Origin of the sequence: Paracoccus sp. TD-10, assembly GCF_048270675.1 — a bacterium.
Classification (GTDB): domain Bacteria; phylum Pseudomonadota; class Alphaproteobacteria; order Rhodobacterales; family Rhodobacteraceae; genus Paracoccus; species Paracoccus pantotrophus.
The window spans coordinates 508511-534964 of the sequence record NZ_CP182418.1 but is presented as its reverse complement, the minus strand read 5'-3'; the positions used below and the strand labels follow the sequence as shown (position 1 = coordinate 534964).

The window sequence follows — 26454 nt, the reverse complement described above, 5'->3', positions numbered from 1 at the left end:
GCGATGCGGATAAGGCTGGCGGCACAATGGCCAAAACCGCCGCCCGACACAAGAACCGCCATACAAGGACATACAGGGACCGCCATGACCGGACCGCAGACCCCGCCCCGCATCCTGCGTGGCATCCCGCCCGAGCTGCGTGATGCCGCGGCGGCGCTTTACTGGCGGCATTTCGGGGCGCAGATCCTGCCCTGGCCGGCAGGCACGGCGCGGGGCGCGGCGCTGGTCCGCGCCGCCATGCGGCCCGAAGGCGCGCTGCTGGCGCTGTCGCCCTCGGGGCGGCTGCTGGGAATCGCCGGACTGCGCGATGCGGGGGGCGGCTTCCTCGATCCGGGCCAGGACGGTTTCGTCGCGGTCTGGGGGCCGGTGCGGGGCCGGCTGCGCCACCTGGCGACCGGGCTTTACCGGCCTGGCGCCGAGACGGCGGACCTGGTGCTGGACGGCATCGCGGTCTGGCCGCAATGGCGCCAGCAGGGCGTTGCGCGGGCGCTGGTCGAGGCCGCCGCCGCCCATGCCCGCCGGCAGGGCCACCCCGCCCTGCGCGCCGAGGTCCAGGCCGGCAATCGCACGGCGCTGGCGGCATGGCGGGCGATGGGCTTCCGGCCGCAGGATCGCCAAAGGCTGGGTTGGCCCTGGTCGGCGCCGGCCCATGTGCTGCGGCTGCCGCTCTAGCCGCCCGCCCCTTGCGACCCGTCGGCCTCGGCGCCGGCGCGGCCCAGCATGCCGGTCGCCTGCGCCAGCAGGATGAAGGCCCGGCCCGAGCGGGTCTCGGCCAGCGCGGCCAGCAATTGCGGGTCGCTGTCCTGCACCTTGCGGCTCATCAGCCGGTCGAAATGGCGCAGGAAATGATGGGCGACGTCGCGGAATACCTCGTCGCCATGCAGCATCGCCCCGGCGCTGGCCAGGGCGGCCTCGTCGCGAATCACCGCCAGTTCCGCCACGGCCTCGCCGCGCGCACCCTCGGCAAAGCGGCGCCACAGGACCGGATCGGCCTCGGGGACGGCCAGTTCGTCCATATAGACGCCCTGCCCGGCCAGCAGCGTGACCACGTCCTGCGCCGCGCGGATCAGCCGGGCCATGCCCGGATCGGCCAGCGCCAGGCGCAGGCAGCGAATCGCCTCGCGATCCTCGGGGCCATCGGGAAAATTCAGCGCATGGAACAGCTCGGCCGGCGTCAGTTCGGTCGTGGGCGGCGAATCCAGCGCCAGGCTGGCCTGCCGGGCATCCGCCGCAACGCGGGGCGCGGGGGGAACCGCACCGCGCCGTGCGGCCGGCAGAGGCGCGGAGGCGGCCGGACGCGGCTCTGCCATGGTTTCGGCTGTCACGCCCTCGCCCTGCATCCGGGCCAGCATGGCGCGCAGTTCCTCGGCCTCCAGCCGCAAGCTCAGCAGGCTGCGCGCCGACCAGACGGCCAGCCAGACCAGCGCCAAGGGCAGGATCACGCCCACCAGCCAGGTCAGCCAGCCCGCCGCACCCTGCCCCTCGCCCTCCGGGCCGAAAAGCGCAAACAGCCCGACCAGCACCAGCCAGGCCAGGCTGACCGCGGCGCCAACCGCCAGCACGCGGCTGCGGGCCTGTTCCATGGCCAGCCGGCGCAGCGGATCAAGCGATGCCATGCGCGCAGCCCCCTTGTTCAGGCCCCCATCCGTCAGACATAGCGGATCGAGATGATCTCATAGGATTTCCCGCCGCCGGGCGTCACCACCTCGACGCTGTCGCCCTCGTCCTTGCCGATCAGGGCGCGGGCCAGGGGCGAGCGGATGTTCAGAAGCCCGCGCTCCAGATCGGCCTCGGCCTCGCCGACGATCTGATAGGTGCGCTCCTCCTCGCTGTCCTCGTCGAGCAGGGTGACGGTGGCGCCGAACTTGATCGAGCCGTTCAGCCGGCTCGGGTCGATGACCTCGGCCCGCGACAGGATCATCTCCAGTTCCTTGATGCGGCCCTCGACGAAGCTCTGCTTTTCGCGCGCGGCATGGTATTCGGCATTTTCCGACAGGTCGCCATGCTCGCGCGCCTCGGCGATGGCGCGGATCACCGCCGGACGCTGGACCGAGCGCAATTCGCGCAATTCCTCGTCCAGCTGGTCGTAGCCCGCGCGGGTCATCGGTATCTTTTCCATTCCAGTCCTTCCGGTCGCAACCGTGCGACGCCAGTCAACGCGAAACAAGCTGTTGGAACGCCCCCGGCCATCGGCCGGGGGCGTCCGCTGAAAATCCCGGCGGCATCGTGGCGCGATCCGGCCCCTGTTTCAAGTCCCGCCGGATGTGATCCGCAACAGCCCGCCGAGAAAAGGTCGTAAGTCGCTTATCGTGCGTCGCGTTGCGATTGCCCGCAAGAATATTACACGCTAGGTCTTGCGCGCAGATTGTCGAGCTAGGGAAACTTGGGGGGCCGAGCCATGTCCGAAATTGAACGCGAGTCGATGGATTACGACGTGGTGATCGTCGGCGGCGGCCCGAGCGGGCTGTCGGCGGCGATCCGGCTCAAGCAGCTCAACCCCGCGCTTTCCGTGGTGCTGCTGGAGAAGGGCTCGGAGATCGGCGCGCATATCCTCTCGGGCGCGGTGCTCGACACTTCGGGCCTCGACCGGCTGATCCCGGACTGGAAGGACCGGGGTGCCCCGGTCAGCACCGAGGTGAAGGAGGACAACTTCTACATCCTCGGCCCGCATGGCCAGGTCCGGGTGCCGAACTGGCCGATGCCGCCGCTGATGTCGAACCACGGCAAATACATCGTCTCGATGGGCAATGTCTGCCGCTGGCTCGCCGCTGAGGCCGAGGCGCTGGAGGTCGAGATCTTCCCCGGCATGGCCTGCTCGCAACTGGTCTATGAGGGCGAGCGCGTCGTCGGCGTCGTCGCCGGCGAGATGGGCCTCAACGCCGACGGCACCCCCGGCCCGGCCTACGAGCCCGGCATGGAACTGCGCGGCAAATACGTGCTGATCTGCGAAGGCGTGCGCGGCAGCCTCGCCAAGGAACTCATCGCGAAATACGACCTCTCGGCCGGCCACGAGCCGCAGAAATTCGGCCTCGGGATGAAGGAGATCTGGGAGATCGAGCCCTCCAAGGCCAAGCCCGGCACGGTGACGCATACGATGGGCTGGCCCTTGGGCAAGAATGCCGGCGGCGGCAGCTTCATCTATCACCTTGAGGGCAACCAGGTGCTGGTCGGCTTCGTCGTGCACCTGAACTATGCCAACCCGTATCTCTATCCCTACATGGAGTTCCAGCGCTTCAAGCATCACCCGCTGGTCGCGGAGCTGCTCGAAGGCGGCAAGCGCGTCGCCTATGGCGCCCGCGCCATCTCCGAGGGCGGCTGGCAATCGATCCCGAAGCTGACCGTGCCGGGGGCGGCGCTCTTGGGCTGCTCGGCCGGGCTGGTGAACGTGCCGCGCATCAAGGGCAACCACAACGCCATGCTCTCGGGCATCGCCGCGGCCGAGGCAGCAGCCGCCGCCATCGCCGCCGGCCGCGCGGGCGACGAGCTGACCGATTACGAGGCCGACCTGCGTTCCGGCCCCATCGCCCGCGACCTGAAGCCGGTCCGCAACGTCAAGCCGCTCTGGTCGAAGCTCGGGCTCTGGGCCAGCCTGGCGCTGGGCGGCTTCGACATGTGGGTGGCGAACCTGACCGGCTGGAACCCGCTGGGCACCTGGAAGCACGGCAAGACCGATGCCGAGGCCACTGGCAAGGCGGCGGATTTCCAGCCGATCGACTATCCGAAGCCGGACGGCAAGCTGAGCTTCGACCGGCTGACCAATGTGGCGTTCTCCTTCACCAACCACGAGGAAAGCCAGCCCTGCCACCTGAAGCTGAAGGACGCCTCGATCCCGATTTCGGTGAACCTGCCGCTTTATGCCGAGCCGGCGACGCGCTACTGCCCGGCCGGGGTCTATGAGGTGCTGGAGGGCGAGGGCGGCCCGCGCTTCCAGATCAACTTCCAGAACTGCGTGCATTGCAAGACCTGCGACATCAAGGATCCCTCCCAGAACATCAACTGGACAACCCCACAGGGCGGAGACGGGCCGAACTACCCGAATATGTGATCGCCCAGGCGCCGGCCCGGCCCGCCGCAGCGTTGCCCATCGGCGCGGCGGCGGCTAGGGTCGCCTGCGCAAATCGCCGAGACATGGGCCCAAGCCGTGACGACAAGACTGATCCCGCTGGCGCTGATCGCGCTGATCGCCGCGCCGATGCCGCAAGGCGCCGCCATGGCCGCACCCGCGCTTGCCCAGGCCGAAAAGCCCGAGCCCCCGAACGGCGAGCGCCCGGCGCATCGCCCCGCGGATGCGGCGCCCGAGATTCGCGGCCTTTCGGGCCCCTATCTGGCCGCGCGCATGGCCGCGATCCAGAACGACTATCCCGTGGCCGCCCGCTATTACCTCCAGGCGCTGGCCCATGACGACAGCGATCCCTTCCTGCAGGACAGCGCGCTGGTCGCACTGATCTCGGCCGGCGAGATGGAGCGCGCCACCGCCCTTTCCGGCACCATGTCCGGCCAGGGCCGCGCCACGGAACTGGCGCGGCTGGTGCAGCGCGCCGAACTCGCGCGCGCCGGGCGCTGGGACGCGCTGATCGAAGCCATCGACACCGCCCCCTCGCCCCAAGGCGATGCCGGCACGCCTGGCGGCGGCATGCTGATCGACGGCATGATGCGGGCCTGGGCGCTGCTGGGCGCCGGAAAGGCCGGCGAATCGCTGACCGCCTTCAAGAAAATGGCCGAATTGCGCGGCGCGGCGCCGATGGTGAACTATCACCTGGCGCTGGCCAAGGCGCGTGTCGGCGATTTCGAGGGCGCCGAGCTGCTGCTCGCCGATCCCGTCACCGGCGCGCATATCCTGGGCGTCATCGCCCGTGCCCAGGTGCTGTCGCAACTGGAACGCAACCGCGACGCCATCGCCATGATCGAGGCGACGCCCGGCTTTGCCGAGGAACCCTACCTGGTCGCCCTGCGCGACCGCATGGCGCGGGGCGAGACTCTGCCCTTCGATTCCGCACGCGGGCCGGCCGACGGCATGGCGCAGCTGTTTCTGACATTCGGCTCGGTCCTGGCCACCAGCGACGAGCCCGATCCGCTGGCGCTGATCCATGCCCGGCTGGCCGAATACCTCGCCCCCGACCTGGGCGAGGCGCGGCTTCTGGCGGCGCAGCTCTTGCAGGGCTTCGGCCAGTTCGACCTGGCCGAGCGCGAATTCGAGGCCCTGCGCGAACTGGGCGACATGCGCCCGGTCGCCGAATTGTCGCGCATCGACGCCCTGGCCCGCGCCGAGCGGCTGGAGGATGCCGAAAAGGCCGCGCTGTCGCTGACCGCCGCCCATCCCGAACTGGCCCAGGGCTGGATCGCGCTGGGCGACATGCTGCGCCAGCAGGACAAGTTCGCCCCCGCCGTCCCGGCCTATGACAAGGCGCTGGAACTGCTCGACGACAAGAGCCCCGAGGCGCGCTGGTTTCCGCTTTACGCCCGCGGCATCGCGCTGGAGCGCTCGGGCCAGTTCCCCAGGGCCGAGGCGGATTTCCGCGCCGCGCTGAAGATCCGCCCCGATTCGCCGCAGGTGCTGAACTACCTGGGCTACAGCCTGGTGGACCGCAACGAAAAGCTGGACGAGGCGCTGGAACTGATCCAGCGCGCGGTCGAGCTGCGCCCGGACGACGGCTATATCCTCGATTCGCTGGCCTGGGCCTATTTCCGCCTCGGCCGCTACCAGGAGGCGGTGGCGCCGATGGAGCGCGCGGTGGCGGCGATGGCCAGCGATTCGCTGGTCAACGACCACATGGGCGACATCTACTGGATGGTCGGCCGCGAGCGCGAGGCCGAGATCCAATGGCACCGCGCCCTGTCGCTGAAGCCGGAAACCGAGGCCGATGCCCAGCGCATCCGCACCAAGCTGGAACGCGGCCTCGATGCGGTGCTGGACGAGGAAAGGGCCGCCGGCGGCCGCCGCCCCGAGAGCCGCGCCCCGGAACCGGCCAGGGCCGACTGAGCCATGCCCCTGCCCCGGCACGAGGCCGCGCCCGCCAAGCTGAACCTGTGCCTGCATGTGACCGGCCGCCGCCCGGACGGCTATCACCTGCTCGATTCGCTGGTGGTGTTCCTGGACCTGGGCGACCGGGTCACGGTGGCGCCCGGTCCCCTGTCGCTCAGCCTGACCGGCCCCTTCGCGCAGGGTCTCGCGGCCGAGCCGGACAACCTTTGCCTGCGCGCAGCGCGGCTGGCCGGGCGCGAGGCGCGGATCACCCTGGAAAAGAACCTGCCGCTGGCCTCGGGCATCGGCGGCGGCTCGGCCGATGCGGCGGCAGTGCTGCGCGCGCTCGACGCCCGCCCCGAGCGGCCGGAGGTGCTGGGCGCCGACCTGCCCGCCTGCCTCGCCAGCCTGCCGGTACGGATGCAGGGGCTGGGCGAGATCCTGACGCCGCTGCCGCCCCTGCCGGATCTGCATGTGCTGCTGGTCAATCCCGGCCGCGGCCTGGCCACGCCCGCGGTATTCAAGGCCCTGGCGCAGCGCGAGAACCCGCCCCTGCCCGAGCCGCTGCCGGATTTTCCCGACGCCGGCACCCTGATCGCCTTCCTGCACGGCTGCCGCAACGACCTCGAGACGCCGGCCATCGCCCTGATGCCCGAGATCGCCCATTGCCTCGCCGCGATCCGTGCCGAGGGCGCGGCACTTGCCCGCATGTCGGGCTCGGGCGCGACCTGCTTCGGACTTTTCGCCAGCGCCGCCGCGGCCCAGGCCGCCCGCGCCCGCATCGCCGGCGCCAATCCCGGCTGGTGGGTGGCGGCATCTGGACTTGCGCCGGCAAAACTCTAACCTGCCTCAAAATCCACAAGGGGAAAACCATGCTGCGCCTCGGCGTCAACATCGACCACGTCGCCACCATCCGCAACGCCCGCGGCACGCCCTGGCCCGACCCGGTACGCGCGGCAAAACTGGCCGAGGAGGCCGGCGCCGACGGCATCACCGCCCATCTGCGCGAGGATCGCCGCCATATCTCAGACGCGGATATCGACCGGCTGATGGCGGCGCTGAAATCGCCGCTGAACCTGGAAATGGCCGCGACGGCGGAAATGCAGGCCATCGCGCTGCGCCACCGCCCGCATGCCGTCTGCATCGTCCCCGAAAAGCGCGAGGAGCGCACGACCGAGGGCGGGCTCGACGTGGCCGGCAACGAGGCTTTCCTCGCCGATTTCATCGCGCCCCTGCGCGAGGCGGGCTGCCGGATCTCGCTCTTCATCGGCCACGAACAGAAACAGATCGAGGCCGCCGCCCGCATCGGCGCCGCGGTGGTGGAACTGCATACCGGCGCCTATTGCGACCTCGACACCGAAAGACGGCTGTCCGAACGCGACCTGGAACTGGAAGCCCTGCGCAAGGCGGCGGCCCAGGCGCATCTGCTGGGGCTCGAAGTCCATGCCGGCCATGGCCTGACCTTCGACACCGTCGGCCCCATCGCCGCCATCCCGGAACTGCGCGAGTTGAACATCGGCCATTTCCTGATCGCCGAATCGGTCTTTCTCGGCCTTGGCCCGGCGATCCGCGAGATGCGCCGGCGCATGGACGCGGCCCGCGGCTGATTTCACCGTTTTCCAAATACCCATGTCACTACAGGACCAACCAGGCGCATGATTCTCGGCATAGGCTCGGACCTTTGCAACATCGACCGCATCGCCGGGGTGCTGGAGCGCCACGGCGACCGCTTCCGCCGGCGGGTCTTTACCGAACGCGAACTGGCGCTCGCCGCGCGGCGCCGGCAGGAGGCGGCGACGCTGGCCAAGCGTTGGGCGGCCAAGGAGGCCTGCTCCAAGGCGCTGGGGACCGGGCTCGCCATGGGCATCAGCTGGAAGGACATGGCGGTCAGGAACCTGGCGACCGGCCAGCCGGCCATGGAACTGACCGGCTGGGCGGCCGAAAGGCTGGCGGCGATGACGCCGCCCGGCCACCGCGCGCAGGTGCATGTGACGCTGACCGACGATCATCCCTGGGCCCAGGCCTTCGTGGTGATCGAGGCGCTTCCAGATGGCGGCGGAGCCGGCACGGCTTGACTTTGCCGCCCGCCGCGTCCCATGAACGCGCGACTTGCCGATGAAGGGAATGGCATCAATGGCCGAAAGCGAAGCCCGCAAGGATGGCGGCATCTGGGAAACCGTCAAGACCATCTTCTGGGCGCTGGTGATCGCGGGCGTGTTCCGCACCCTGTTCTTCCAGCCGTTCTGGATTCCCTCGGGCAGCATGAAGGACACGCTGCTGATCGGCGATTTCCTGTTCGTGAACAAGATGGCCTATGGCTATTCGCAGGTCTCCTGCCCCTTCGCGCTCTGCCCGATCTCGGGCCGTATCCTCGGCTCGGAACCCGAGCGCGGCGATGTCGTGGTCTTCCGCCACCCGACGCGGGGCGACGATTTCATCAAGCGGGTGATCGGTCTGCCCGGCGACCGCATCCAGATGAGGGATGGCGTGCTGTGGATCAACGGGCAGGAGGTGCCGCAAGAGCCCGCCGGCACCTTCACCGAACCCTATGCCCCGCAGGGCCCGCAGCAAAGCCTGCCGAAATGCCGCAACGAGCCGGTGCCCGAGGGCGGCGCCTGCGAAAAGGACCGCCATACCGAGACGCTGCCGAACGGCGTCACCCATGATGTGCTGAACATCTTCGACAACGGGCCGGGCGACAATACGGCCGAGTTCACCGTGCCCGAGGGGAACTACTTCTTCCTGGGCGACAACCGCGACAATTCCGGCGACTCGCGCTGGCCGGCGGCGGTGGGCGGCGTCGGCATGGTGCCGGCGGAATACCTGATCGGGCGCGCCGACCGGATCATGTTCTCCTCGGCCGGCAAGTCGCTGCTGTATTTCTGGACCTGGCGGCCGGACCGGTTCCTGAAGGCCGTGGACTAAGGGAAGAATTGCCGCGGCGCCCCGCGCCGTGGCAGGATCGCGACATGAAGATTTCCGCAGACCTGCGCGCATTCTCGGAACGGCTGGGGCACGAATTCTCGCGCCCCGACCTGCTGCGCCGCGCCCTGACCCACGGCTCGATCGCCAGCGCCACCCGGCCCGACAACCAGCGGCTGGAATTCCTGGGCGACCGCGTGCTGGGCCTGACCATCGCCGAGGCGCTGTTCGCCGCCGACCACGCCGCGACCGAGGGCCAGCTTGCCCCGCGCTACAACGCGCTCGTCAAGGGCGAGACCTGCGCCGCGGTCGCCCGCGAGATCGGGCTGGGCGAGGTGCTGAAGCTCGGCCGCTCCGAGATGCTGTCGGGCGGACGGCGCAAGGAGGCGCTGCTAGCCGATGCGATGGAGGCGGTGATCGCCGCCGTCTATCTCGACGCCGGCTTCGAGGCGGCGCGCGGGGTCGTCCTGGCCCTTTGGGCCGGGCGGCTGGCCAATGTCCAGACCGACGCCCGCGACGCCAAGACCGCGCTTCAGGAATGGGCACAGGCGCAGGGCATGAGCCCGCCGCGCTATGTCCAGACCGCGCGCAGCGGCCCCGACCATGCGCCGGAATTCCAGATCACCGTCCGGCTGGACGACGGCCGCGAGGCCGCTGCCAGCGGCAGGGGCACCAAGCGCAGCATCGAACAGGCCGCCGCCGCGGCAATGCTGGAACAGATCGAAAGAACGCCATGACCCAGACACGCGCGGGCTTCGTCGCCCTGATCGGCGAGCCGAATGCCGGCAAATCCACCCTGCTGAACCGCATGGTCGGGGCCAAGGTCTCGATCGTGACCCACAAGGTGCAGACCACCCGCGCCCGCATCCGCGGCATCGCCATGCAGGGCGACAGCCAGATCGTGTTCGTCGATACGCCCGGCATCTTTCGCCCGCGCCGGCGGCTGGATCGCAGCATGGTCAAGGCAGCCTGGGGGGGCGCGGCCGATGCCGATGTGATCCTGCTCTTGATCGAGGCGCATCGCGGGCTGACCGACGGCGCGCAGGCGATCATCGACAACCTGCGCCAGCATGCCGGCCAGACCCCGGTGGCGCTGGTCATCAACAAGATCGACCGGGTGAAATCCGAAGCGCTGCTGGCGCTGTCGCAACAGCTGAATGCGGGTTTCGACTTTACCCGCACCTTCATGATCTCGGCCGAAAAAGGCCATGGCTGCGACGACCTGCTGGAATGGCTGGCCGGGCAGGTGCCCGAGGGCCCCTGGCTTTACCCCGAGGACCAGGTGGCCGACCTGCCGATGCGCATGATCGCCGCCGAGATCACCCGCGAAAAGCTGACCCTGCGCCTGCACGAGGAAATTCCCTATCAGCTGACGGTCGAGACCGAGAAATGGGAGGAGCGCAAGGACGGTTCTGCCCGCGTCGACCAGATCGTCTATGTCGCCCGCCCCGGCCACAAGGGCATCGTGCTGGGCAAGGGCGGCGAGACGATCAAGGCCGTCGGCCAGGCGGCACGGGCCGAGCTGGCCGAGTTCATGGGCCGCCCCGTCCACCTGTTCCTGCAGGTGAAGGTGCGCGAGAACTGGCTGGACGAGGCCGAGCGCTACAACGAGATGGGCCTCGACTTCCGCGACGGCGATGCCTGAGCCGCGGCTGGCCGCCGGCATCTGGGTCGCGGCCTATCTGCGCCGGCTGGGTCTGGCCGGCATCCCGGCCTATGTCACCCGGCATGGCGACGACACCGCCGGCAGCGTCATGGTGAAATGCGCCACGCTGGACCGCCGCGCCAGCCTCTGGGTCCGGGAATGGGATTTCGAGACCGACCGGCGGCTCTGGCTGCGGCTGAACGAGGCCGGGGAGCCCGAGATCGACGCCGAGATCGCCCGCAACATCGCCCGCGACCCCGACCTGTGGGTGATCGAGATCGAGAGCCCCGACACCCGCACCCTGCTGGACGAGGACGGGCTGGCTTGAGCCGCCGGCATGAGTACCTGGAAAACGGCGAAAGCCGGGAGAGATCGGCCCGGCATGGGCCTGGCCGCGCCGCCGGCATGGGTATTTGGGGAACGAAGAAGCCGGGGGTTTCCCGCGGGACGGCCGGGCGTGCGGCGTGGCGGGCATGGCGGGGCGCCGGCAGGTGGGAAGCCGCTAAATCTTGTGGCTTTCCCGTGACATTCCCTGCCGCGCACACTATAAGATGCGGGTCCAAGGCAGGATAAGAAGACAATGACCGAACCCGCCCCCCAGACCTCCGATTACGGCGCCGATTCCATCAAGGTTCTCAAGGGCCTGGAAGCGGTGCGCAAGCGTCCCGGCATGTATATCGGCGATACCGACGACGGCTCGGGCCTGCATCACATGGTCTATGAGGTCGTGGACAACGGCATCGACGAGGCGCTGGCCGGTCATGCCGATTTCGTGCGGGTCAAGATCCACGCCGACAGCAGCGTCTCGGTGCGCGACAACGGCCGCGGCATTCCGGTGGACATGCACCCGACCGAGGGCGTCTCGGCGGCCGAGGTCATCATGACCCAGCTGCATGCCGGCGGCAAGTTCGACCAGAACAGCTACAAGGTCTCGGGCGGGTTGCACGGGGTCGGCGTCTCGGTCGTCAATGCGTTGTCGGACTGGCTGGAGCTGCGCATCTGGCGCAACGGCAAAGAACATTACGCCCGCTTCGAGAACGGCGACACCGTCGAGCACCTGCGCGTGGTCGGCGATGCCGAGCCGGGCGAAAAGGGCACCGAGGTGCGCTTCCTGGCCTCGTCGAGGGAGGACCGGGCGGACGGCACCTTCTCGAATCGCGACTTCAGCTACAAGGTACTGGAGAACCGGCTGCGGGAACTGGCCTTCCTGAACTCGGGCGTGCGCATCATCCTGGAGGATGAGCGCCATGCCGAACCGCTGCGGACCGAGCTTTACTACGAAGGCGGCGTGCGGGAATTCGTGAAGTTCATCGACCGCTCGAAGACCCCGGTCATGCCCGAGCCGATCTTCATCACCGGCGAGCGCGGCGGCATCGGCATCGAGGTGGCGATGTGGTGGAACGACAGCTATCACGAGACCGTGCTGCCATTCACCAACAACATCCCGCAGCGCGACGGCGGCACGCATCTGGCCGGCTTCCGCGGCGCGCTGACCCGCGTCATCAACAATTACGCGCAGACCAATGCCCAGGCGCGCAAGGAAAAGGTCGATTTCACCGGCGACGACGCGCGCGAGGGGCTGACCTGCGTGTTGTCGGTCAAGGTGCCGGACCCGAAATTCTCCAGCCAGACCAAGGACAAGCTGGTCTCATCCGAGGTGCGTCCGGCGGTCGAGGGGCTGGTGGGCGAGAAGCTGGCCGAATGGTTCGAGGAAAACCCCGCCGAGGCCAAGTCGATCCTGGGCAAGATCATCGAAGCCGCGCTGGCCCGCGAGGCGGCGCGCAAGGCGCGCGAGCTGACCCGGCGCAAGACGGCGATGGACGTGGCCAGCCTGCCCGGCAAGCTGGCGGATTGCCAGGAAAAGGATCCGGCGCTGTCCGAGTTGTTCATCGTCGAGGGCGACTCGGCCGGCGGCTCGGCCAAGCAGGGCCGCTCGCGCCAGAACCAGGCGGTGCTGCCCCTGCGCGGCAAGATCCTGAACGTGGAACGGGCGCGCTTCGACCGGATGCTCAGCAGCGACCAGATCGGCACGCTGATCACCGCGCTGGGGACCGGAATCGGGCGCGACGAGTTCAACCTGGACAAGCTGCGCTATCACAAGATCGTCATCATGACCGATGCCGACGTGGACGGCGCGCATATTCGCACGCTTCTGCTGACCTTCTTCTTCCGGCAGATGCCGGATCTGATCGAGGCCGGGCATCTCTATATCGCCCAGCCGCCGCTCTACAAGGTCAGCCGCGGCCGCTCCGAGGTCTATCTGAAGGACGAGGCGGCGCTTGAGGATTACCTGATCGAACAGGGCATCGACGGCGCCAGCCTGCGGCTTGGCCATGGCGAGACCCTGACCGGCGCCGACCTGGCCCGCGTGGTCGAGGAGGCGCGCACCGTGCGCCGCATCCTGCGCGCCTATCCGACGCATTACCCGCCCCATATCACCGAGCAGGCCGCCATCGCCGGCGCGCTGGTGCAGGGCCGGGTCGATGCCGATGCGCAGGGCGTGGCCAATGCCGTGGCCCAGCGGCTGGACCTGATCGCCGAGGAATACGAGCGCGGCTGGACCGGCCGCCCGACCCAGGATGCCGGCATCCGCCTGACCCGGCTGCTACGGGGCGTCGAGGAAAGCCGCACCCTGGACGGCCCGATGCTGCGCAGCGCCGAAAGCCGGCGGCTGGGCGCCATGACCGATGCGCTGCACGAGGTCTATGGCCAGACCGCGCAGCTGATCCGCAAGGATCGCGGCATCCCGATCCACGGCCCGATGAGCCTGCTGCAGGCCATCTTCCTGGAGGGCGAAAAGGGCCTGTCGCTGCAACGCTACAAGGGCCTGGGCGAGATGAACCCCGAGCAGCTGTGGGAAACCACGCTGGACCCGGCGGCGCGGACCATGCTGCAGGTGCGTATCGAGGATCTGTCCGAGGCCGACGACATCTTCACCAAGCTGATGGGCGATGTGGTCGAACCGCGCCGCGATTTCATCCAGCAGAACGCCCTGAGCGTGGAGAATCTGGACATATGAGGCTTAACGACATTCCATGATGTCGCAGAATCACCAGATTTGACACGATCTTTGGTTTTATTGTTGCTATCATGTCGCGAGCTGCGCCATAAAGCGGCGGCGCTTTCAGGCGCCGCTTGCGGCCCTCCGACCGCAAGCCTAGTTGTTGAACGATTTTGATGCCGGGGATTTTGGACTTCCCGGGCGTCACGCATAGGAGATTTGGACATGTGCGCTGTTTCTGTAAAAGCTCCCCTCACCGTTGCGGTCGCGGCGTCGCTGACCCTTGGCACAACCTTGGCCGCGAATGCGGGAGGTTTTACACCGCCGATCGTTGACAGCGACGTCACTGCCCCGGTCGTCGAAGCCCCCGCCGGTGAATGGGCGGGCGGCTATGCCGGCCTGACGCTGGGCTATGCTTTCGCAGGCGACGATGCTGTCGGCGTCAACGGCACCACCGTCGACAAGCTGGAGCTGGGCGGCGCCAATGCCGGCGTCCGCCTGGGCTATCGCTGGCAGCGCGACCGCTGGGTCATCGGCCCGGAACTGGGCTTCGAAGCCGGCAACGTGAAGGACAGCTTCTCGACCGCCGGCTATGACGCCGAATCCAAGGTCAAGAACCTGCTCGCCCTGCGGCTGAAGACCGGCTATGTGCTGAACAGCGACGTCCTGCTTTACGGGATCGCCGGCGTGGCCCGCGCCAAGGTCGAGTATTCGATCACCGGCAATGGCGCCGCCATCCGCGACGATTACTCGAAAACCGGCTATGTCGTCGGCCTGGGTGCCGAAAAGAAGCTTACCGACCGCATGTCGCTGACCGGCGAATACGAATATGCAAATTTCGGCACGGAAAACCTATCGGACGGCACTTTCGACACCAATGCCACTCCCGACTATCACAACCTGAAGCTGGGTCTGAACTTCAAGTTCTGACCCGGACGCTTGATCCGGCTCCGCGGACGGGAAAGGGTCGCCCTGGGGCGGCTCTTTTTCGTTTCTCACGACCGCCGGCGGCCCAGCGGCAGCGGGATGGCGCGGGCGCCGCAGGCTATGGCCAGCCCCTGCGGCACCAGCGCCGCCAGCGCCGGATCGTCCTGTAAAAGCCCGCCGGTATAGGCGCCGAAGGCCGGCAGCAACAGGTGATCACCGCCCAGCAGGAAGGCGCGCCGCCGCTCTCCGGCCAGCCGCACGGCGGGGTGGAAATGGCCCGATATGTCCGGCCCCTGCCCCGCCTGGTGCCGCAACGCGACCCGGCCCAGCCGCAGGCTGTCCGCCGCCCGGCCCGGCAGGCCCGCCGGCGCGCCGGGGTCATGGTTGCCGCCGATCCAGACCCAGTCCCGCCCCTGCGCCAGCCGCGACAGGGCGGCCGCGACCAGCGGGTCCAGCGCCTCGGCCGCCGCCAGGTCGTCGAAACCGTCGCCCAGGCTGATCACCGCCCGCGGGTCCAGCGCCGCAACCTCATCCGCCAGCCGCTCCAGCGTCGCCAACCCCTCATAGGGCGGCAACAGCGGGCCGCCGCGCCGGGCCATGCGCTCGGACTTGCCCAGGTGCAGGTCGGCCACGACCAGCACCGCGCCTTCCGGCCACCACAGCGCGCCAGAGGCCCGCGCCTCCAGACGCAGCCCATGGAAATCAAAGGCGTATCCGCTCATGCGATCCCTTCCAGCCCGGCCTCGGCCATCAGCGCCTCGGCCTCGATCTGCGCCAGCCGCTCGCGGCCCTCGCCGCGGATCGGCACCCGGCCGACCTCCAGCAGCAAGGGCGCGGCCATGGGCGAGACGCGGTCCAGCATCCGATGCTCGCGCCGGGGCGAGCGGTCCAGCATCTCCTCGATCCGGCCGAAATCGACAAGGCCCCGCCCCGCCTCCTCGGCGGTGATGCGCAGCATCAGGTGGCCGGGGTCGTATTTGCGCAAGGTGTCGTAAAGGATGTCGCTGGAGAATGTCGCCTGCCGCCCGCTCTTGCGTTGGCCGGGCATGTTGCGCTGGATCAGCCCGGCGACGGTGGCGACATTGCGAAAGCTGCGCTTCATCACCGCATTCCCGCCCAGCCAGTCGCCCAGGCCCGCCCGCAACCGCGCCCGGTCCAAGAGCGGCGCGGGATCGCGCACCGCGTCCAGCGACCAGACCAGCAGCGCGTAATCGGTGGACAGGAAGCCCAAGGGGCCCAGCCCCTCCTCCTCCATCTCGCGGGTCAGCAAGAGGCCCAGCGTCTGCAGGGCATTGCGCCCGGCAAAGCCGTAAAGCGCGAAATACCACAGCCCGGCATGGGGAAAGCTTTCCGACAGCAGCAGCCCCGGCTCCGGCAGGGCCGAGACCGCGGCCTGCAAGCCCAGCCATTCCCGCGTCTGCGCCGGCAAGGCACCGTACCGCGCCGGATCGCCGATCAGCGCCAGCACGCGATGCGAAAGCTGCGTGGACATGGCCAGCTTGACGCCGGAATAGACCGCGATCTTGGGCTGCCGGGTGGGGTCTGGCGTGACCTCGATCACCATCTCGCGCATGGCGTCCATGCGCACCACCCGGCCGCCGATCAAGAAGCTGTCGCCTGGGGTCAGGCTGGCGGCGAAACCCTCCTCGACCTCGCCCAGCGGCACGCCGCCGCGGCCGCGCAGCCGGACCTTCACCATCTCGGCCTCGACGATGGTGCCGACATTCATGCGCAAGAGCTTCGCGGCCCGCGGATCGCGCAGCTGCCACAGCCCGCCCCGCAGCACCAACCGCTGCCAGCGGTCATAGGCACGCAAGGCATAGCCCCCGGTCGCGGCGAAATCCAGGCAGGCGTCGAAATCCGGCCGCGTCAGGCCGCGATAGGGGCCGGCCGTCACCACCTCGGCATAAAGCGTATCGGCGTCGAAGGGCGCAGCGCAGGCGGTAAGCCCGATATGCTGGCACAGCACGTCCAAGGGCCCCGGCCCGCGCGGATCGCCGTCCAGGTCGCGTTCGCGCACCGCCTCCAGCGCCGCGACGCATTCGATCTGCTCGAAGCGGTTCGCCGGCACGATCCGCGCCTTCGAGGGCGCATTGTAGCGATGGTTCGCTCTCCCGATGCGCTGCACCAGCCGCTTGACGTTCTTGGGCGCACCGACCTGGATCACCAGATCGACAGCGCCCCAGTCGATGCCCAGGTCCAGGCTGCCGGTCGCGACCACGGCGCGCAATGCGCCCGCCGCCATCGCCGCCTCGACCCGGGCCCGCTGCTCGCGCGCCAGGCTGCCATGGTGCAAGCCGATGGGCAGGTTCTCGTCATTCGCGGCCCAGAGCGCCTGGAAGAACAGCTCGGCCTGGGCGCGGGTGTTGATGAAGATGATGGTGGTGCGGGCCTCGCGGATCGCCGCCAGCACCTCGGGGATGGCATGATGCCCGCCGCCGCCCGACCAGGGCGCGGGCCGGGCGGTGGGCAGCATGGCGATGTCGGGATCGGGGCCGGGATCGGCCTCGACCACCGTCACCGGCGCGGCCCCGGCCATGAACCCCGCCAAAGCCTGCGGATCCTCGACCGTCGCCGACAGCCCCGTCACCCGCAACCCGGGCGCAAGCTGCCGCAGCCGGGCCAGCCCCAGCATCAGCTGGTCGCCGCGCTTGCTTTCCGCCAAGGCATGCAATTCGTCCAGCACCACCCGGCGCAAGCCGCCGAAGATCGCCGGCGCCTCGGGATAGCTCAGCATCAGCGCCAGGCTCTCGGGCGTGGTCAGCAGGATCTCGGGCGGATCGACGCGCTGGCGGCGGCGCTGGCTCTGCCCGGTATCGCCCGTCCGGTCCTCGACCCGCACCCCCAGCCCCAGCTCCGCCACCGGCCGCGCCAGGTTGCGGCCGATATCGGCGGTCAGCGCCTTCAGCGGCGAGACATAGAGCGTATGCAGACCCTTTCGGCCTTCTCTGTTTTCCAAATACCCATCCGGCCGCGCCGCCTGCGCCAGCTCCACCAGCGAGGGCAGAAACCCCGCCAGCGTCTTGCCGCCGCCGGTCGGCGCGATCAGCAGGCTGTCGCCGGTCGCCGCCAGCAGCGCCAGCTGATGCGGATGCGGCTGCCAGCCCTGGCGGGCGAACCAGTCCTGGAACTCGGGCGGCAGGATCACAGCATCGCCTCGAGCGTTTCCAAGTGGTCCGCCTCGGCCGCCGGCTTGTCCCAGCGGATGCGGCTGATGCGGGGAAAGCGCATCGCCACGCCCGAACGGTGCCGGGTCGAGCGGTTCAGCCCCTCGAAGGCCACCTCGACCACCAGTTTCGGCGCCAGCGCCCGGACGGGCCCGTAACGCTCGACGGTGTTCTGGCGCACGAAACGGTCCAGCTCGCGCAGCTCGGCATCGGTAAAGCCGAAATAGGCCTTGCCGACCGGCACCAGCTCGCCGCCATCCCACAGGCCGAAGGTGAAGTCGGAATGAAAGCCCGAGCGCTTGCCATGACCCCGCTGCGCGTAGATCAGCACCGCATCGACCACCATCGGGTCGCGCTTCCACTTGAACCAGGGTCCGCGCGGCCGGCCGGCGACATAGGCGCTGTCACGGCGCTTGATCATCACCCCCTCGATGACGGCGGCGGGCGGGTCGGCGCGCAGCGCGGCCAGATCCTCCCACGAGGCGAAATCCAGCAGCGGCGAAATGTCGATGCGGGTGCCGAAATCCACCGCCTCCAGCACCGCGCGGCGCATCTCCAGCGGCTCGGCGCGCAGGTCGCGGCCCTCCCACAGCAGCAGGTCGTAAAGCCGCAAGCCCGCCGGATGGCTGGCCAGCAACCCCTTGCCGACGGTCTTGCGGTTCAGCCGCTTCTGCAGCTCGCCGAAGGGCGCGACCGCGCCCTCGCGGCGCACGATCAGCTCGCCATCCGCGCTGCCCTCGAACTCCATCGCCTCGATGACGTCGGGAAAGGCATGCGAGATATCCTCGCCGGTGCGGGAATACAGCCGCCGCATGCCGCCTTCGCTGACCGCCTGCACGCGGATGCCGTCCCATTTCCATTCCGCGAAATACGCGCCGGGGTCCAGCGCGCGCAGCTCGTCCAGATCGGTCGGCGTGGACAGCATCACCGGGCGGAACGGCGCCAGCGCCGCGCTGTCCGGCCGCGCCCCGCCGCCCAGCCAGCCGAACAGGGCCGCATAGGGTGGCGCGAGCCCGTGCCAGATCTCCTCGATCTCGGGGACCGAGGGCGTGCCCATGCCCGCCAGCGCCATCCGCGCCATGCGGGCCGAGACGCCGACGCGCAGGTTGCCGGTGGCGAGCTTCAGGAAGGCCAGCCGCTCGGACGGGCCCAGCCGGTCCAGCATGCCGGCAATGGCGCCGGGCAGCGCCGCCTTGCCGGTGCCCTGCAACAATGCCACCGCCTGGGCCAGCGAGGGGTCGTCCTCGGCGCCCTCGGGCCAGATCAGCGCGATGGTTTCGGCCAGGTCGCCGACGAAATCATAGCTCAGCGCCAGAAGCTGGTCGTCGACCCGCTCGGCCGCCAGCCCGCGCAGAAGCGAGGGCGTAACCCGGCGCAATTCCAGGTCGCCGGTCAGCGCCGCCAGGGCCCAGCCGCGATCGGGGTCCGGGGTGCGTTCCAGATAATGCTGCAAAAGCTGCAGCTTGGCATTGCGCGCCGGCGTGAAGGCCAGCCGCTCCAGCAGGGCGGCAAAGGCTTTCATTCCGCCTCGTCCTCGTAACCCACCAGCCGCAGCGGCCGGGCCGGGATCTGCGCCAATTCGCACCAGCGGATCACGCCGTCCTCGGCGCCATGCGTGACCCAGACCTCGGCGGGCGCCAGTTCCGCCAGCGTGCCTGTCAGCGCGGGCCAGTCCACATGATCGCTGACGACCAGCGGCAGTTCCACCCCGCGCTGGCGGGCGCGGGCGCGCACCGCCATCCAGCCCGAGGCGAAGCCGATCACCGGGTCGCGGAACCGCTGCACCCAGGGGCTGGCGAATGCCGATGGCGGCGCGATCACCAGCTGCGCCGCCACATCCTCGGCGGTGGCCGGCACCAGCGCGCCCAGATCGACACCGCGGGCCGCATAGAAATCGCACAGCACCTTCAACGCGCCATGGATGGCGATGGGCGCGTCATAGCCGGCCTCTCGCATCAGGGCGATGACATGCTGCGCCTTGCCCAGCGCATAGGCGCCGACCAGATGCGGGCGGTCGGGAAACTCGGCCATGCTGGAGAGCAGCTTTTCCACCTGCACCGCCGGGTCGGGAAAGCGGAACACCGGCAGGCCGAAGGTCGCCTCGGTCACGAAGACATCGCAGGGCACCGGCTCGAAGGGCGCGCAGGTCGGGTTCGGCTGGCGCGCGTAATCGCCCGAGACGACGATACGGCAGCCCCCCGCCTCGACGGCGATCTGGCTTGAGCCCAGCACATGCCCGGCCGGGTGGAATCCCACGGTGACGCCGCCGATGCGGGTTTCCCCTTCAGCCACCTGGACCGAGCCCGCGAAGCCGTCGCCCATGCGCAGCCGCATGATCTCCAGCGTTTCGGCCGTGGCCATGACCGCGCCATGGCCGAAGCGGGCATGGTCGGAATGGCCGTGCGTGATCAGCGCGCGCTCGACCGGCTTCAGCGGGTCGATGTGAAAGCCGCCCTCGGGGCAGAAAAGGCCGGCTTCGGTCGGGAACAGGATGGAATCGGCGCGCATGACCCGAAGATGTAGAACATTTCGTGAAAATCAAGCCGGAGACAGCGGCCGGCCCTCAAAGATCGTCTCCATCGAGAAAACGCCGGTGACGCGTTCCAGATCCATGTCTGCGATCAGCTGCTTGTAAAGCGCGTCATAGCCCGCCATGCCGCCCACCACCGCCTTGGCCATGTAGTCCCATTCGCCGCCGATGCGGTGGAACTCGGTGATCTGCGGCAACGACTCGATCCGGGCGCGAAAGCGCCGCGCCCAGGCGTCGTCGTGATGGCGGGTGCGGATCATGATGAACACCGTCAGCCCCAGCCCCAGCGCCGTGGCGTCGATGACCGCGCGGCTGCCTTGCAGCACCCCGGCCTCGGTCAGCCGCTGCAAGCGCCGCCAGCAGGCGTTCTGCGACAGGCCCACCCGCTCGGCCAGCTCGCGCTGGGACAGGCTGGCATCGCGCTGCAGCAGCGCCAGCAGGCGGTTGTCGATTTCATCAATAATGAGAGTTTTATCGTTCATTTGACAACCAAAATCCGGCATATTGGCAGACATTCAGAATGATTCCTCGGCCGTTGCGGGTCAAGATTCGCGCATAAAGACGAGGAATCCGATGCCGCCTTTCGACAGCTACCTTGCCCGGCTGGGCGACGACCCGATGCAGGTAATCCATGACGGCGTGATCGGCCGCGACGCGGTGATCGACGGCCCCTTCGGGCCGCGGCGGATGATCTATGCCGATTACATTGCCTCGGGCCGGGCGCTGCGGCCCATCGAGGACTGGGTGATGGAGAATGTCCTGCCCTGGTATGCCAACAGCCATACCGAGGCCAGCCATTGCGGCGGCATCATGACCCGGATGCGCCGCGCCGCGCGCGAGGTGATCGGATTCTGCACCCATGCCGGCGCCGAACATGCGGTGATCTTTACCGGCTCGGGTGCGACGCAGGCCATCAACCGGCTGGTGTACCTGCTGGGCGCGGGGCCGGGGGCCACGGTGCTGATCGGGCCTTACGAGCATCACTCGAACATCCTGCCCTGGCGCGAAAGCGGCGCCGAGGTCGTGACCATCCCCGAAGCCGCCACCGGCGGGCCGGACCTCGCGGCGCTGCGCGCGGCGCTGGACCGCGCCGAAGGGCCGGTGATCGGCAGCTTCTCGGCCACCTCGAATGTCACCGGCACGCTGACTGACGTGGCCGAGGTCACGCGCATCCTGAAGGCGGCTGGGGCCAAGGTGGTTTGGGACCATGCCGGCGGCGCGCCCTATCTGCCGATCGACATGCGGCTGGGCATGGATGCGGTGGTGATCTCGCCGCACAAGTTCATCGGCGGGCCGGGCGCCTCGGGCGTCCTGATCCTGCGCCGCGACGCGGTGCTGGCGGACCGCCCCACCCTGCCCGGCGGCGGCACGGTGCGCTTCGTCTCGCCCGAGGGCCACGACTATGCCCTGTCGCTGGAGGCGCGCGAGGAAGGCGGCACCCCGAACGTGATCGGCGACATCCGCGCCGCGCTGGTCTTCCTGACCAAGGCCGCCGTGGGAGAGGAACGCATCGACGCGCGCCATGCCGAATGGCTGGCGCTGGGGATGGCGCGGCTGCGGAACCATCCGAGGATCGAGTTGCTGGGCAACCTGGACGCGCCGCGCCTGCCGTTTTTCAGCTTCCGCATCCGCGACGGGCGGGGCGGCTTTGTCCATCAGCAACTGGCGACGCGGATGCTGTCGGACCTTTACGGCGTGCAGGCGCGCGGCGGCTGCGCCTGCGCCGGGCCCTATGTCCATCACCTGCTGGGGCTGGGCCCCGAGGCCTCGGCCCGGCTGCGCGCCGCGATCCTGGCCGGGGACGAGATCGAGAAGCCGGGCTTCGTGCGGCTGAACCTGTGCTGGGCCGCCCCGCGTGCCGAAATCGAGGCGATCCTGGATGCCGTCTGCGAGTTGGCCGAACACGCCGCCGATCACCTGGCGCATTACCGCTGCGACCGGGCGACCGCGATCTTCACCCCGGTTGCAGCCGCGTAGCGCAGGGCCGCAAGACGTATTCCCGCACCAGGGCCACGCGGCGCGGCCGGAAGCTTTCGCCGCCCGGCCGCATGGCCTGGATGCGCGGGATGTGGAAGGTGCGGAAATCCTGCCGCAGCCGGCAATGCGCCAGCAACATCATGTGATTGTCGCTGTAGGACATGCCCAGCGGCCAGATCTCGCGCGTGCTGGCCCGGCCCTGCAGGTCCAGATAGTCGATGACCAGGCTGCGCTCCTCCCACAGGGCCTGGCGCAGCAGCGCCATGTCCACCTGCGGGCTGGGACGCTGCGCCGGCTCGCGAAACAGCCGCATGGTGGTGTGCATGGCATGGCGGCCCTGGCTTTCGGGCAGGGTGGCGATGATGCGGGCCAGCGCATCCTCGCCCGCGCGGGTCAGTTCGGGATCGCCCAAGCTGCGCAGGCCCGAGACGGCGAGCAGCAGCGCCTCGATCTCCAGCCGCGAAAAGCTTTGCGGCGGCAGGGCGGGGTCTTCGGTCAGCGCATAGCCCAGCCCCGCCTCGCCGTCGATCAACGCGCCGCCGGCGCGCAGCGTGGCGATGTCGCGGTAAAGCTGGCGGCGCGAGACGCCGGTCTCCTCGGCCAGCCGCGCGGCCGTCACCGGCGCGGGCAGGCGGCGCAGCGCGTCCATCAGGCGCATCAGCCGGTCGGTGCGGGACATGCTGTCACCTTCTGTCAGGGGGCCTGCGCCATTCTGCCCCCATCAATGCAGGAGGCCAAGATGCTGACCCTATACCACGCCCCGAAAAGCCGCTCCTCGACCATCCTCGTGCTGCTGGCGGAGCTGGGCATCCTCGACAAGGTCGAGATCCGCCAGGTGACGATCCCGCGTCAGGACGGCTCGGGCGGGCGCGACCCGGCGAACCCGCATCCCGAGGGCAAGGTGCCCTATCTGGTCAATGGCGCGGATCACGTGCGCGAACGGGGCGCCATCATGCTGTATCTGACCGATATGTTCCCCGAGGCGGGGCTGGGTCCGCTGCCGGGCGATCCGGGGCGCGGCCAGTATCTGAGCTGGCTCAGCTGGTATCAGGGGGTTCTGGAGCCGGTGGCGATCCTGAACTTCTTCAAGATCGAGCATCCGGCCCTGATGGCGACCTTCCGCGATTACGACACCGCGATCCGGCAGCTGGACGAAGTGCTGGGCCAGCAGCCCTGGCTGCTGGGCGACCGCTTCTCGGCCGCCGACCTGCTGATCGCCAGCCCCTTGCTGTTCTTTGGCACGGACATGCCGCGAACCCCCGCCATCGACGCATGGGCGCAGCGGATTCAGTCCCGCCCCTCGATGGCGCGGGCGGCAGGGATCGACGGCTGAGGCGCCGCCGCGGGCAGCTTGGCCAGCTGCACCATCAGGATGCCCGCCGCCACGATCAGCGCACCGACCACGTCCGAGGTGCCGAACCGCTCGCCCAGAAGCGCGGCGGCAATGGCGACGCCGAAGATCGGCGACAGGAAATGAAAGGTCGCCGCCCGAACCGCGCCGATGCGGTTGACCAGCCGGAACCACAGCCAGGTCGCGCCGATGCCGGGCGCGATCACCGTATAGGCAAAGGCCCAGAGCAGGCCGGCGCTCCATTCCACCGGGCGGCCCCATTCCATCAGCACCGCCGGGACCAGCAGCAGGGCGGCACCGACGGCCATTTGCAGGCCGACCAGCATCATCATGTTGCGGCTGCCCCCGGCCCCGCGCGCCGCCAGCGTGGCGAAGGTCAGCGCCACCATGCCGATCAGGCACAGGATCACCCCCGGCACGTCCAGCCCGTGCTGAAGCCGCACCCCCATGATCAGCGTGACGCCGGCCACGCCCGCGACCAGCCCGGCCACGGCGATGGAGCGCAGCCGTTCGCCGTAAAGCAGCCAGCCCAGGAAGGCGACGACCAGCGGCATCATCGAGGCGATGATGGCCGAGACCGACGCCTCGACATATTGCATGGCAACCCAGCTGAACCCCAGGTAAAGCGCGTTCTGGCACAGGCCGAACAGGATCACCGTGCGCCATTCGGCCCGGCTCAGGCGCCAGCTCTGGCCCATGGCGCGGGCCAGCGGGATCGCCACCATGGCAGAGAGGCCGAACCGGATCACCAGCGCGGTCAGCGGCGGGGCGGCCGTGACGATCATGCGCGTCGAGGTGAAGGCCGAGGCCCAAAGGACCGCAAAGCCGAAACCCATCAGAATGGCCCTGAAATCCATGTCGCCCCCCTGCCCTTGCCCCCATGGGCTAGCAGATGGGCCGGCGGGCGCAAGGGCCACGATCCAGGCAAGGCCCGGAAATGACAGAAGCCGCGCAGGTCATGCGCGGCCCCTTATGCGGCAAAAAGCCGGGATCAGGCGTTCACGCTGTCCTTCAGCGCCTTGGCGATGGTGACCTTGACCACCTTGTCGGCGGGCTTGGTCATCATTTCCTGGGTCTGCGGATTGCGGACCTGACGCTCGGGGCGGGTGCGGCAGGCAACCTTGCCGATGCCCGGCAGGGTGACGGCACCACCTTCGGCGACCGTGCGCGACACGACGGCCGAAAGCGCGTCCAGGGCCGCCGCGGCGGTCTTCTTGTCGCTGCCCATTTCATCGGCCAGCGTGGCGACGAGCTGGGTCTTGGTCATCGGTTTCGAAGCGGCCTGGGCCATATTCTGTCTCCTCGTTGTTCCCCGTTCGGGAAATTTTCGGACGCCACCTTGGCGGCACGCTTGCCGCTACACAAGCTTTTTAAGCGCAGATCAAGCTTTTTCGGCGACTTTCCCCAGCAAACGCTGCGAAATTCGCCACCCAGGGACCATTCTAGAGAAAGGCGGTCTCGTTGAACGAGCGCAACTTGCGCGAGTGGATGCGTTCCAGGGGCGTCTCGCGCAGCTTTTCCATGGCCCGGATGCCGATCAGCAAGTGGTTCGCGACCTGGGTGCGATAGAAATCCGTGGCCATGCCGGGCAGCTTCAACTCGCCATGCAGCGGCTTGTCCGAGACGCACAAGAGCGTGCCATAGGGCACGCGGAAGCGGAACCCGTTCGCGGCGATGGTGGCGCTTTCCATATCCAGCGCGATGGCGCGCGATTGCGACAGCCGCTGCACCGGACCGGACTGGTCGCGCAGTTCCCAGTTGCGGTTGTCGATGGTGGCCACCGTGCCGGTGCGCATGATGCGCTTGAGCTCATAGCCTTCCAGCTGCGTGACCTCGGCCACCGCCTCTTGCAGGGCGACCTGCACCTCGGCCAGGGCCGGGATCGGCACCCAGACCGGCAGGTCGTCGTCAAGCACGTGATCCTCGCGCAGATAGGCATGGGCCAGCACGAAATCACCCAGGGACTGGCTGTTGCGAAGGCCCGCGCAATGGCCGACCATCAGCCAGGCATGCGGGCGCAGCACGGCGATATGGTCGGTCGCGGTCTTGGCGTTCGAGGGGCCAACACCGATATTGACCAGCGTGATGCCGTCGCCATCCGGGCGCTTGAGGTGATAGGCCGGCATCTGCGGCATCTTGGCGCCGGTGGCGATGATGTCCTCGGGCCGTTCCAGAACCTGGTTGCCGGGCGCGACGAACTCGGTATAGCCCGAATGCGGATCGGCCAGCGCGCGGCGGGCGAAAAGCTCGAACTCGTCCACGTAGAACTGGTAGTTCGTGAACATCACGAAATTCTGGAAATGCTCGGGCAGGGTCGCGGTGTAATGCGCCAGCCGCGCCAGCGAGTAATCGACGCGCTGCGCGGTAAAGGGTGACAGCGGGTGGCTGCCGTCCGGGTTCGGCCCGGCGGTGCCGTTGACGATGTCGTCGTCCATCGTGTTCAGGTCCGGCACGTCGAAGACGTCGCGCAGCGAATAGTCCAGCACGCCTTCCTGCGGCACGTTCAGGTCGCTTTGCGTCGCCACGGCGAAATGCACCGGCATCGGCGTGCCGCTGTCGCCGATCGCCACCGGCACGCCGTGGTTCTTCATCAAGAGCCCGATCTGCTCGGTCAGGTAGCCGCGGAACAGGTCCGGCCGGGTGATCGAGGTCGAATAGGTGCCCGGCAGCGCGACATGGCCGAAGGACAGGCGCGAATCCGTCTTGGAATGGATCGGCACGGTCATGCGCAATTCGGGGTAGAAGGCGCGATAGCGCGCCGCCGGCCGGCCGCCCTTCAGCGTGGCCAGGAAATGGTCCAGCAGGAAATGCGAGGCACGCTCGTAAAGCGCGATCAGCCGGGCCACGGCGGCGGCCGGGTCGTCGAAATAGACGCGCTCGGCGGGCTCGGGCGTCTCGATGGGAAGTCTCCGGCTGTCGGTCATCATGCGCGCTCTCCAGTTTCGGCGGAGAGTGCCAGCGCGGCGGCGGGC

At 68.8% G+C, this 26454-nt stretch carries 25 protein-coding genes; 14 read left to right on the top strand and 11 right to left on the bottom strand.

Annotation, left to right across the window (positions count from 1 at the left end; genetic code table 11):
- Positions 1 to 84 precede the first annotated feature (84 nt).
- On the top strand, positions 85 to 672 hold the full coding sequence (locus ACNKFW_RS02660; RefSeq protein WP_147427558.1) for a GNAT family N-acetyltransferase: 588 nt from the start codon (positions 85 to 87) through the stop codon (positions 670 to 672).
- On the opposite strand, the gene ACNKFW_RS02655 is transcribed toward ACNKFW_RS02660, so the two are convergent.
- Together ACNKFW_RS02655 and greA are read right to left on the bottom strand one after the other, a co-directional pair.
- Positions 669 to 1616, bottom strand: a complete 948-nt coding sequence (locus ACNKFW_RS02655; RefSeq protein ID WP_147427557.1) for a hypothetical protein — start codon at positions 1614 to 1616, stop codon at positions 669 to 671. The genes ACNKFW_RS02660 and ACNKFW_RS02655 overlap by 4 nt on opposite strands.
- Positions 1617 to 1648: 32 nt before the next feature.
- Positions 1649 to 2119: a transcription elongation factor GreA gene (gene greA, locus ACNKFW_RS02650; protein ID WP_024845767.1), complete on the bottom strand. Its 471-nt coding sequence runs from the start codon at positions 2117 to 2119 to the stop codon at positions 1649 to 1651.
- Positions 2120 to 2398: 279 nt separating this feature from the next.
- Here greA and ACNKFW_RS02645 point away from each other — a divergent pair, with 279 nt between their 5' ends.
- The 11 genes from ACNKFW_RS02645 (at position 2399) to ACNKFW_RS02595 (ending at position 14460) form a co-directional block, all read left to right on the top strand.
- Positions 2399 to 4045 carry an electron transfer flavoprotein-ubiquinone oxidoreductase gene (locus ACNKFW_RS02645; RefSeq protein ID WP_147428688.1) on the top strand — a complete coding sequence of 549 codons (1647 nt, stop codon included), beginning with the start codon at positions 2399 to 2401 and terminating at the stop codon, positions 4043 to 4045.
- 96 nt (positions 4046 to 4141) lie between these two features.
- Positions 4142 to 5980 (top strand): tetratricopeptide repeat protein, encoded by a 1839-nt coding sequence (locus tag ACNKFW_RS02640; RefSeq protein ID WP_147427555.1) that lies wholly within the window; start codon positions 4142 to 4144, stop codon positions 5978 to 5980.
- A gap of 3 nt (positions 5981 to 5983) precedes the next feature.
- Complete coding sequence (locus ACNKFW_RS02635; RefSeq protein WP_147427554.1) at positions 5984 to 6805, top strand: 4-(cytidine 5'-diphospho)-2-C-methyl-D-erythritol kinase; 822 nt, start codon at positions 5984 to 5986, stop codon at positions 6803 to 6805.
- A 29-nt stretch (positions 6806 to 6834) separates the two neighbouring features.
- On the top strand, positions 6835 to 7569 hold the full coding sequence (locus ACNKFW_RS02630; protein WP_024845388.1) for a pyridoxine 5'-phosphate synthase: 735 nt from the start codon (positions 6835 to 6837) through the stop codon (positions 7567 to 7569).
- Between the two features lie 48 nt (positions 7570 to 7617).
- A complete protein-coding gene (gene acpS, locus ACNKFW_RS02625) occupies positions 7618 to 8037 on the top strand; it encodes a holo-ACP synthase (protein WP_024845387.1) in 420 nt (139 codons plus the stop codon).
- A gap of 58 nt (positions 8038 to 8095) precedes the next feature.
- Positions 8096 to 8887: a signal peptidase I gene (lepB, locus tag ACNKFW_RS02620; RefSeq protein ID WP_407672818.1), complete on the top strand. Its 792-nt coding sequence runs from the start codon at positions 8096 to 8098 to the stop codon at positions 8885 to 8887.
- Positions 8888 to 8931: 44 nt separating this feature from the next.
- On the top strand, positions 8932 to 9621 hold the full coding sequence (rnc, locus tag ACNKFW_RS02615) for a ribonuclease III (RefSeq protein ID WP_147427552.1): 690 nt from the start codon (positions 8932 to 8934) through the stop codon (positions 9619 to 9621).
- Positions 9618 to 10529, top strand: a complete 912-nt coding sequence (era, locus tag ACNKFW_RS02610) for a GTPase Era (protein ID WP_147427551.1) — start codon at positions 9618 to 9620, stop codon at positions 10527 to 10529. Before rnc ends, era begins: the two co-directional genes overlap by 4 nt.
- Positions 10522 to 10857 (top strand): DUF1491 family protein, encoded by a 336-nt coding sequence (locus tag ACNKFW_RS02605; protein WP_024845383.1) that lies wholly within the window; start codon positions 10522 to 10524, stop codon positions 10855 to 10857. The genes era and ACNKFW_RS02605 overlap by 8 nt, the downstream gene beginning before the upstream one ends.
- Before the next feature lie 252 nt (positions 10858 to 11109).
- A complete protein-coding gene (gyrB, locus tag ACNKFW_RS02600) occupies positions 11110 to 13548 on the top strand; it encodes a DNA topoisomerase (ATP-hydrolyzing) subunit B (protein ID WP_147427550.1) in 2439 nt (812 codons plus the stop codon).
- 276 nt (positions 13549 to 13824) lie between these two features.
- Positions 13825 to 14460: an outer membrane protein gene (locus ACNKFW_RS02595; protein WP_244314556.1), complete on the top strand. Its 636-nt coding sequence runs from the start codon at positions 13825 to 13827 to the stop codon at positions 14458 to 14460.
- Between the two features lie 65 nt (positions 14461 to 14525).
- Here the strand turns inward: ACNKFW_RS02595 and pdeM are convergent, their stop codons facing one another.
- Genes pdeM through ACNKFW_RS02570 form a run of 5 tightly spaced genes read right to left on the bottom strand, consistent with a single transcriptional unit; the run spans position 14526 to position 20636 of the window.
- The gene (gene pdeM / locus ACNKFW_RS02590) at positions 14526 to 15179 is read right to left on the bottom strand and encodes a ligase-associated DNA damage response endonuclease PdeM (RefSeq protein ID WP_024845380.1); all 654 of its coding nucleotides are present in this window, start codon (positions 15177 to 15179) and stop codon (positions 14526 to 14528) included.
- On the bottom strand, positions 15176 to 17605 hold the full coding sequence (locus tag ACNKFW_RS02585; RefSeq protein ID WP_418024719.1) for a ligase-associated DNA damage response DEXH box helicase: 2430 nt from the start codon (positions 17603 to 17605) through the stop codon (positions 15176 to 15178). Before ACNKFW_RS02585 ends, pdeM begins: the two co-directional genes overlap by 4 nt.
- On the bottom strand, positions 17602 to 19146 hold the full coding sequence (locus ACNKFW_RS02580; RefSeq protein WP_147427547.1) for a cisplatin damage response ATP-dependent DNA ligase: 1545 nt from the start codon (positions 19144 to 19146) through the stop codon (positions 17602 to 17604). Before ACNKFW_RS02580 ends, ACNKFW_RS02585 begins: the two co-directional genes overlap by 4 nt.
- Positions 19143 to 20132 carry a ligase-associated DNA damage response exonuclease gene (locus tag ACNKFW_RS02575; protein WP_147427546.1) on the bottom strand — a complete coding sequence of 330 codons (990 nt, stop codon included), beginning with the start codon at positions 20130 to 20132 and terminating at the stop codon, positions 19143 to 19145. Before ACNKFW_RS02575 ends, ACNKFW_RS02580 begins: the two co-directional genes overlap by 4 nt.
- A gap of 30 nt (positions 20133 to 20162) precedes the next feature.
- The gene (locus tag ACNKFW_RS02570; protein ID WP_147427545.1) at positions 20163 to 20636 is read right to left on the bottom strand and encodes an Lrp/AsnC family transcriptional regulator; all 474 of its coding nucleotides are present in this window, start codon (positions 20634 to 20636) and stop codon (positions 20163 to 20165) included.
- 91 nt (positions 20637 to 20727) lie between these two features.
- Between ACNKFW_RS02570 and ACNKFW_RS02565 the strand changes: the two genes are divergently transcribed.
- Positions 20728 to 22131: an aminotransferase class V-fold PLP-dependent enzyme gene (locus ACNKFW_RS02565; RefSeq protein ID WP_244314557.1), complete on the top strand. Its 1404-nt coding sequence runs from the start codon at positions 20728 to 20730 to the stop codon at positions 22129 to 22131.
- Here ACNKFW_RS02565 and ACNKFW_RS02560 read toward each other — a convergent pair.
- On the bottom strand, positions 22109 to 22810 hold the full coding sequence (locus tag ACNKFW_RS02560) for a helix-turn-helix transcriptional regulator (RefSeq protein ID WP_147427544.1): 702 nt from the start codon (positions 22808 to 22810) through the stop codon (positions 22109 to 22111). The two genes, ACNKFW_RS02565 and ACNKFW_RS02560, sit on opposite strands and share 23 nt — an antisense overlap.
- A gap of 60 nt (positions 22811 to 22870) precedes the next feature.
- Here ACNKFW_RS02560 and ACNKFW_RS02555 point away from each other — a divergent pair, with 60 nt between their 5' ends.
- Positions 22871 to 23464, top strand: a complete 594-nt coding sequence (locus ACNKFW_RS02555; protein WP_024845373.1) for a glutathione S-transferase family protein — start codon at positions 22871 to 22873, stop codon at positions 23462 to 23464.
- On the opposite strand, the gene ACNKFW_RS02550 is transcribed toward ACNKFW_RS02555, so the two are convergent.
- From ACNKFW_RS02550 to ACNKFW_RS02540, 3 genes are all read right to left on the bottom strand, one after another.
- Positions 23419 to 24339: a DMT family transporter gene (locus tag ACNKFW_RS02550; RefSeq protein ID WP_024845372.1), complete on the bottom strand. Its 921-nt coding sequence runs from the start codon at positions 24337 to 24339 to the stop codon at positions 23419 to 23421. The genes ACNKFW_RS02555 and ACNKFW_RS02550 overlap by 46 nt on opposite strands.
- Positions 24340 to 24473: 134 nt before the next feature.
- Positions 24474 to 24773: an HU family DNA-binding protein gene (locus ACNKFW_RS02545; protein WP_024845371.1), complete on the bottom strand. Its 300-nt coding sequence runs from the start codon at positions 24771 to 24773 to the stop codon at positions 24474 to 24476.
- A gap of 151 nt (positions 24774 to 24924) precedes the next feature.
- Positions 24925 to 26409, bottom strand: a complete 1485-nt coding sequence (locus tag ACNKFW_RS02540; protein WP_024845370.1) for an AMP nucleosidase — start codon at positions 26407 to 26409, stop codon at positions 24925 to 24927.
- Positions 26410 to 26454: the final 45 nt, after the last annotated feature.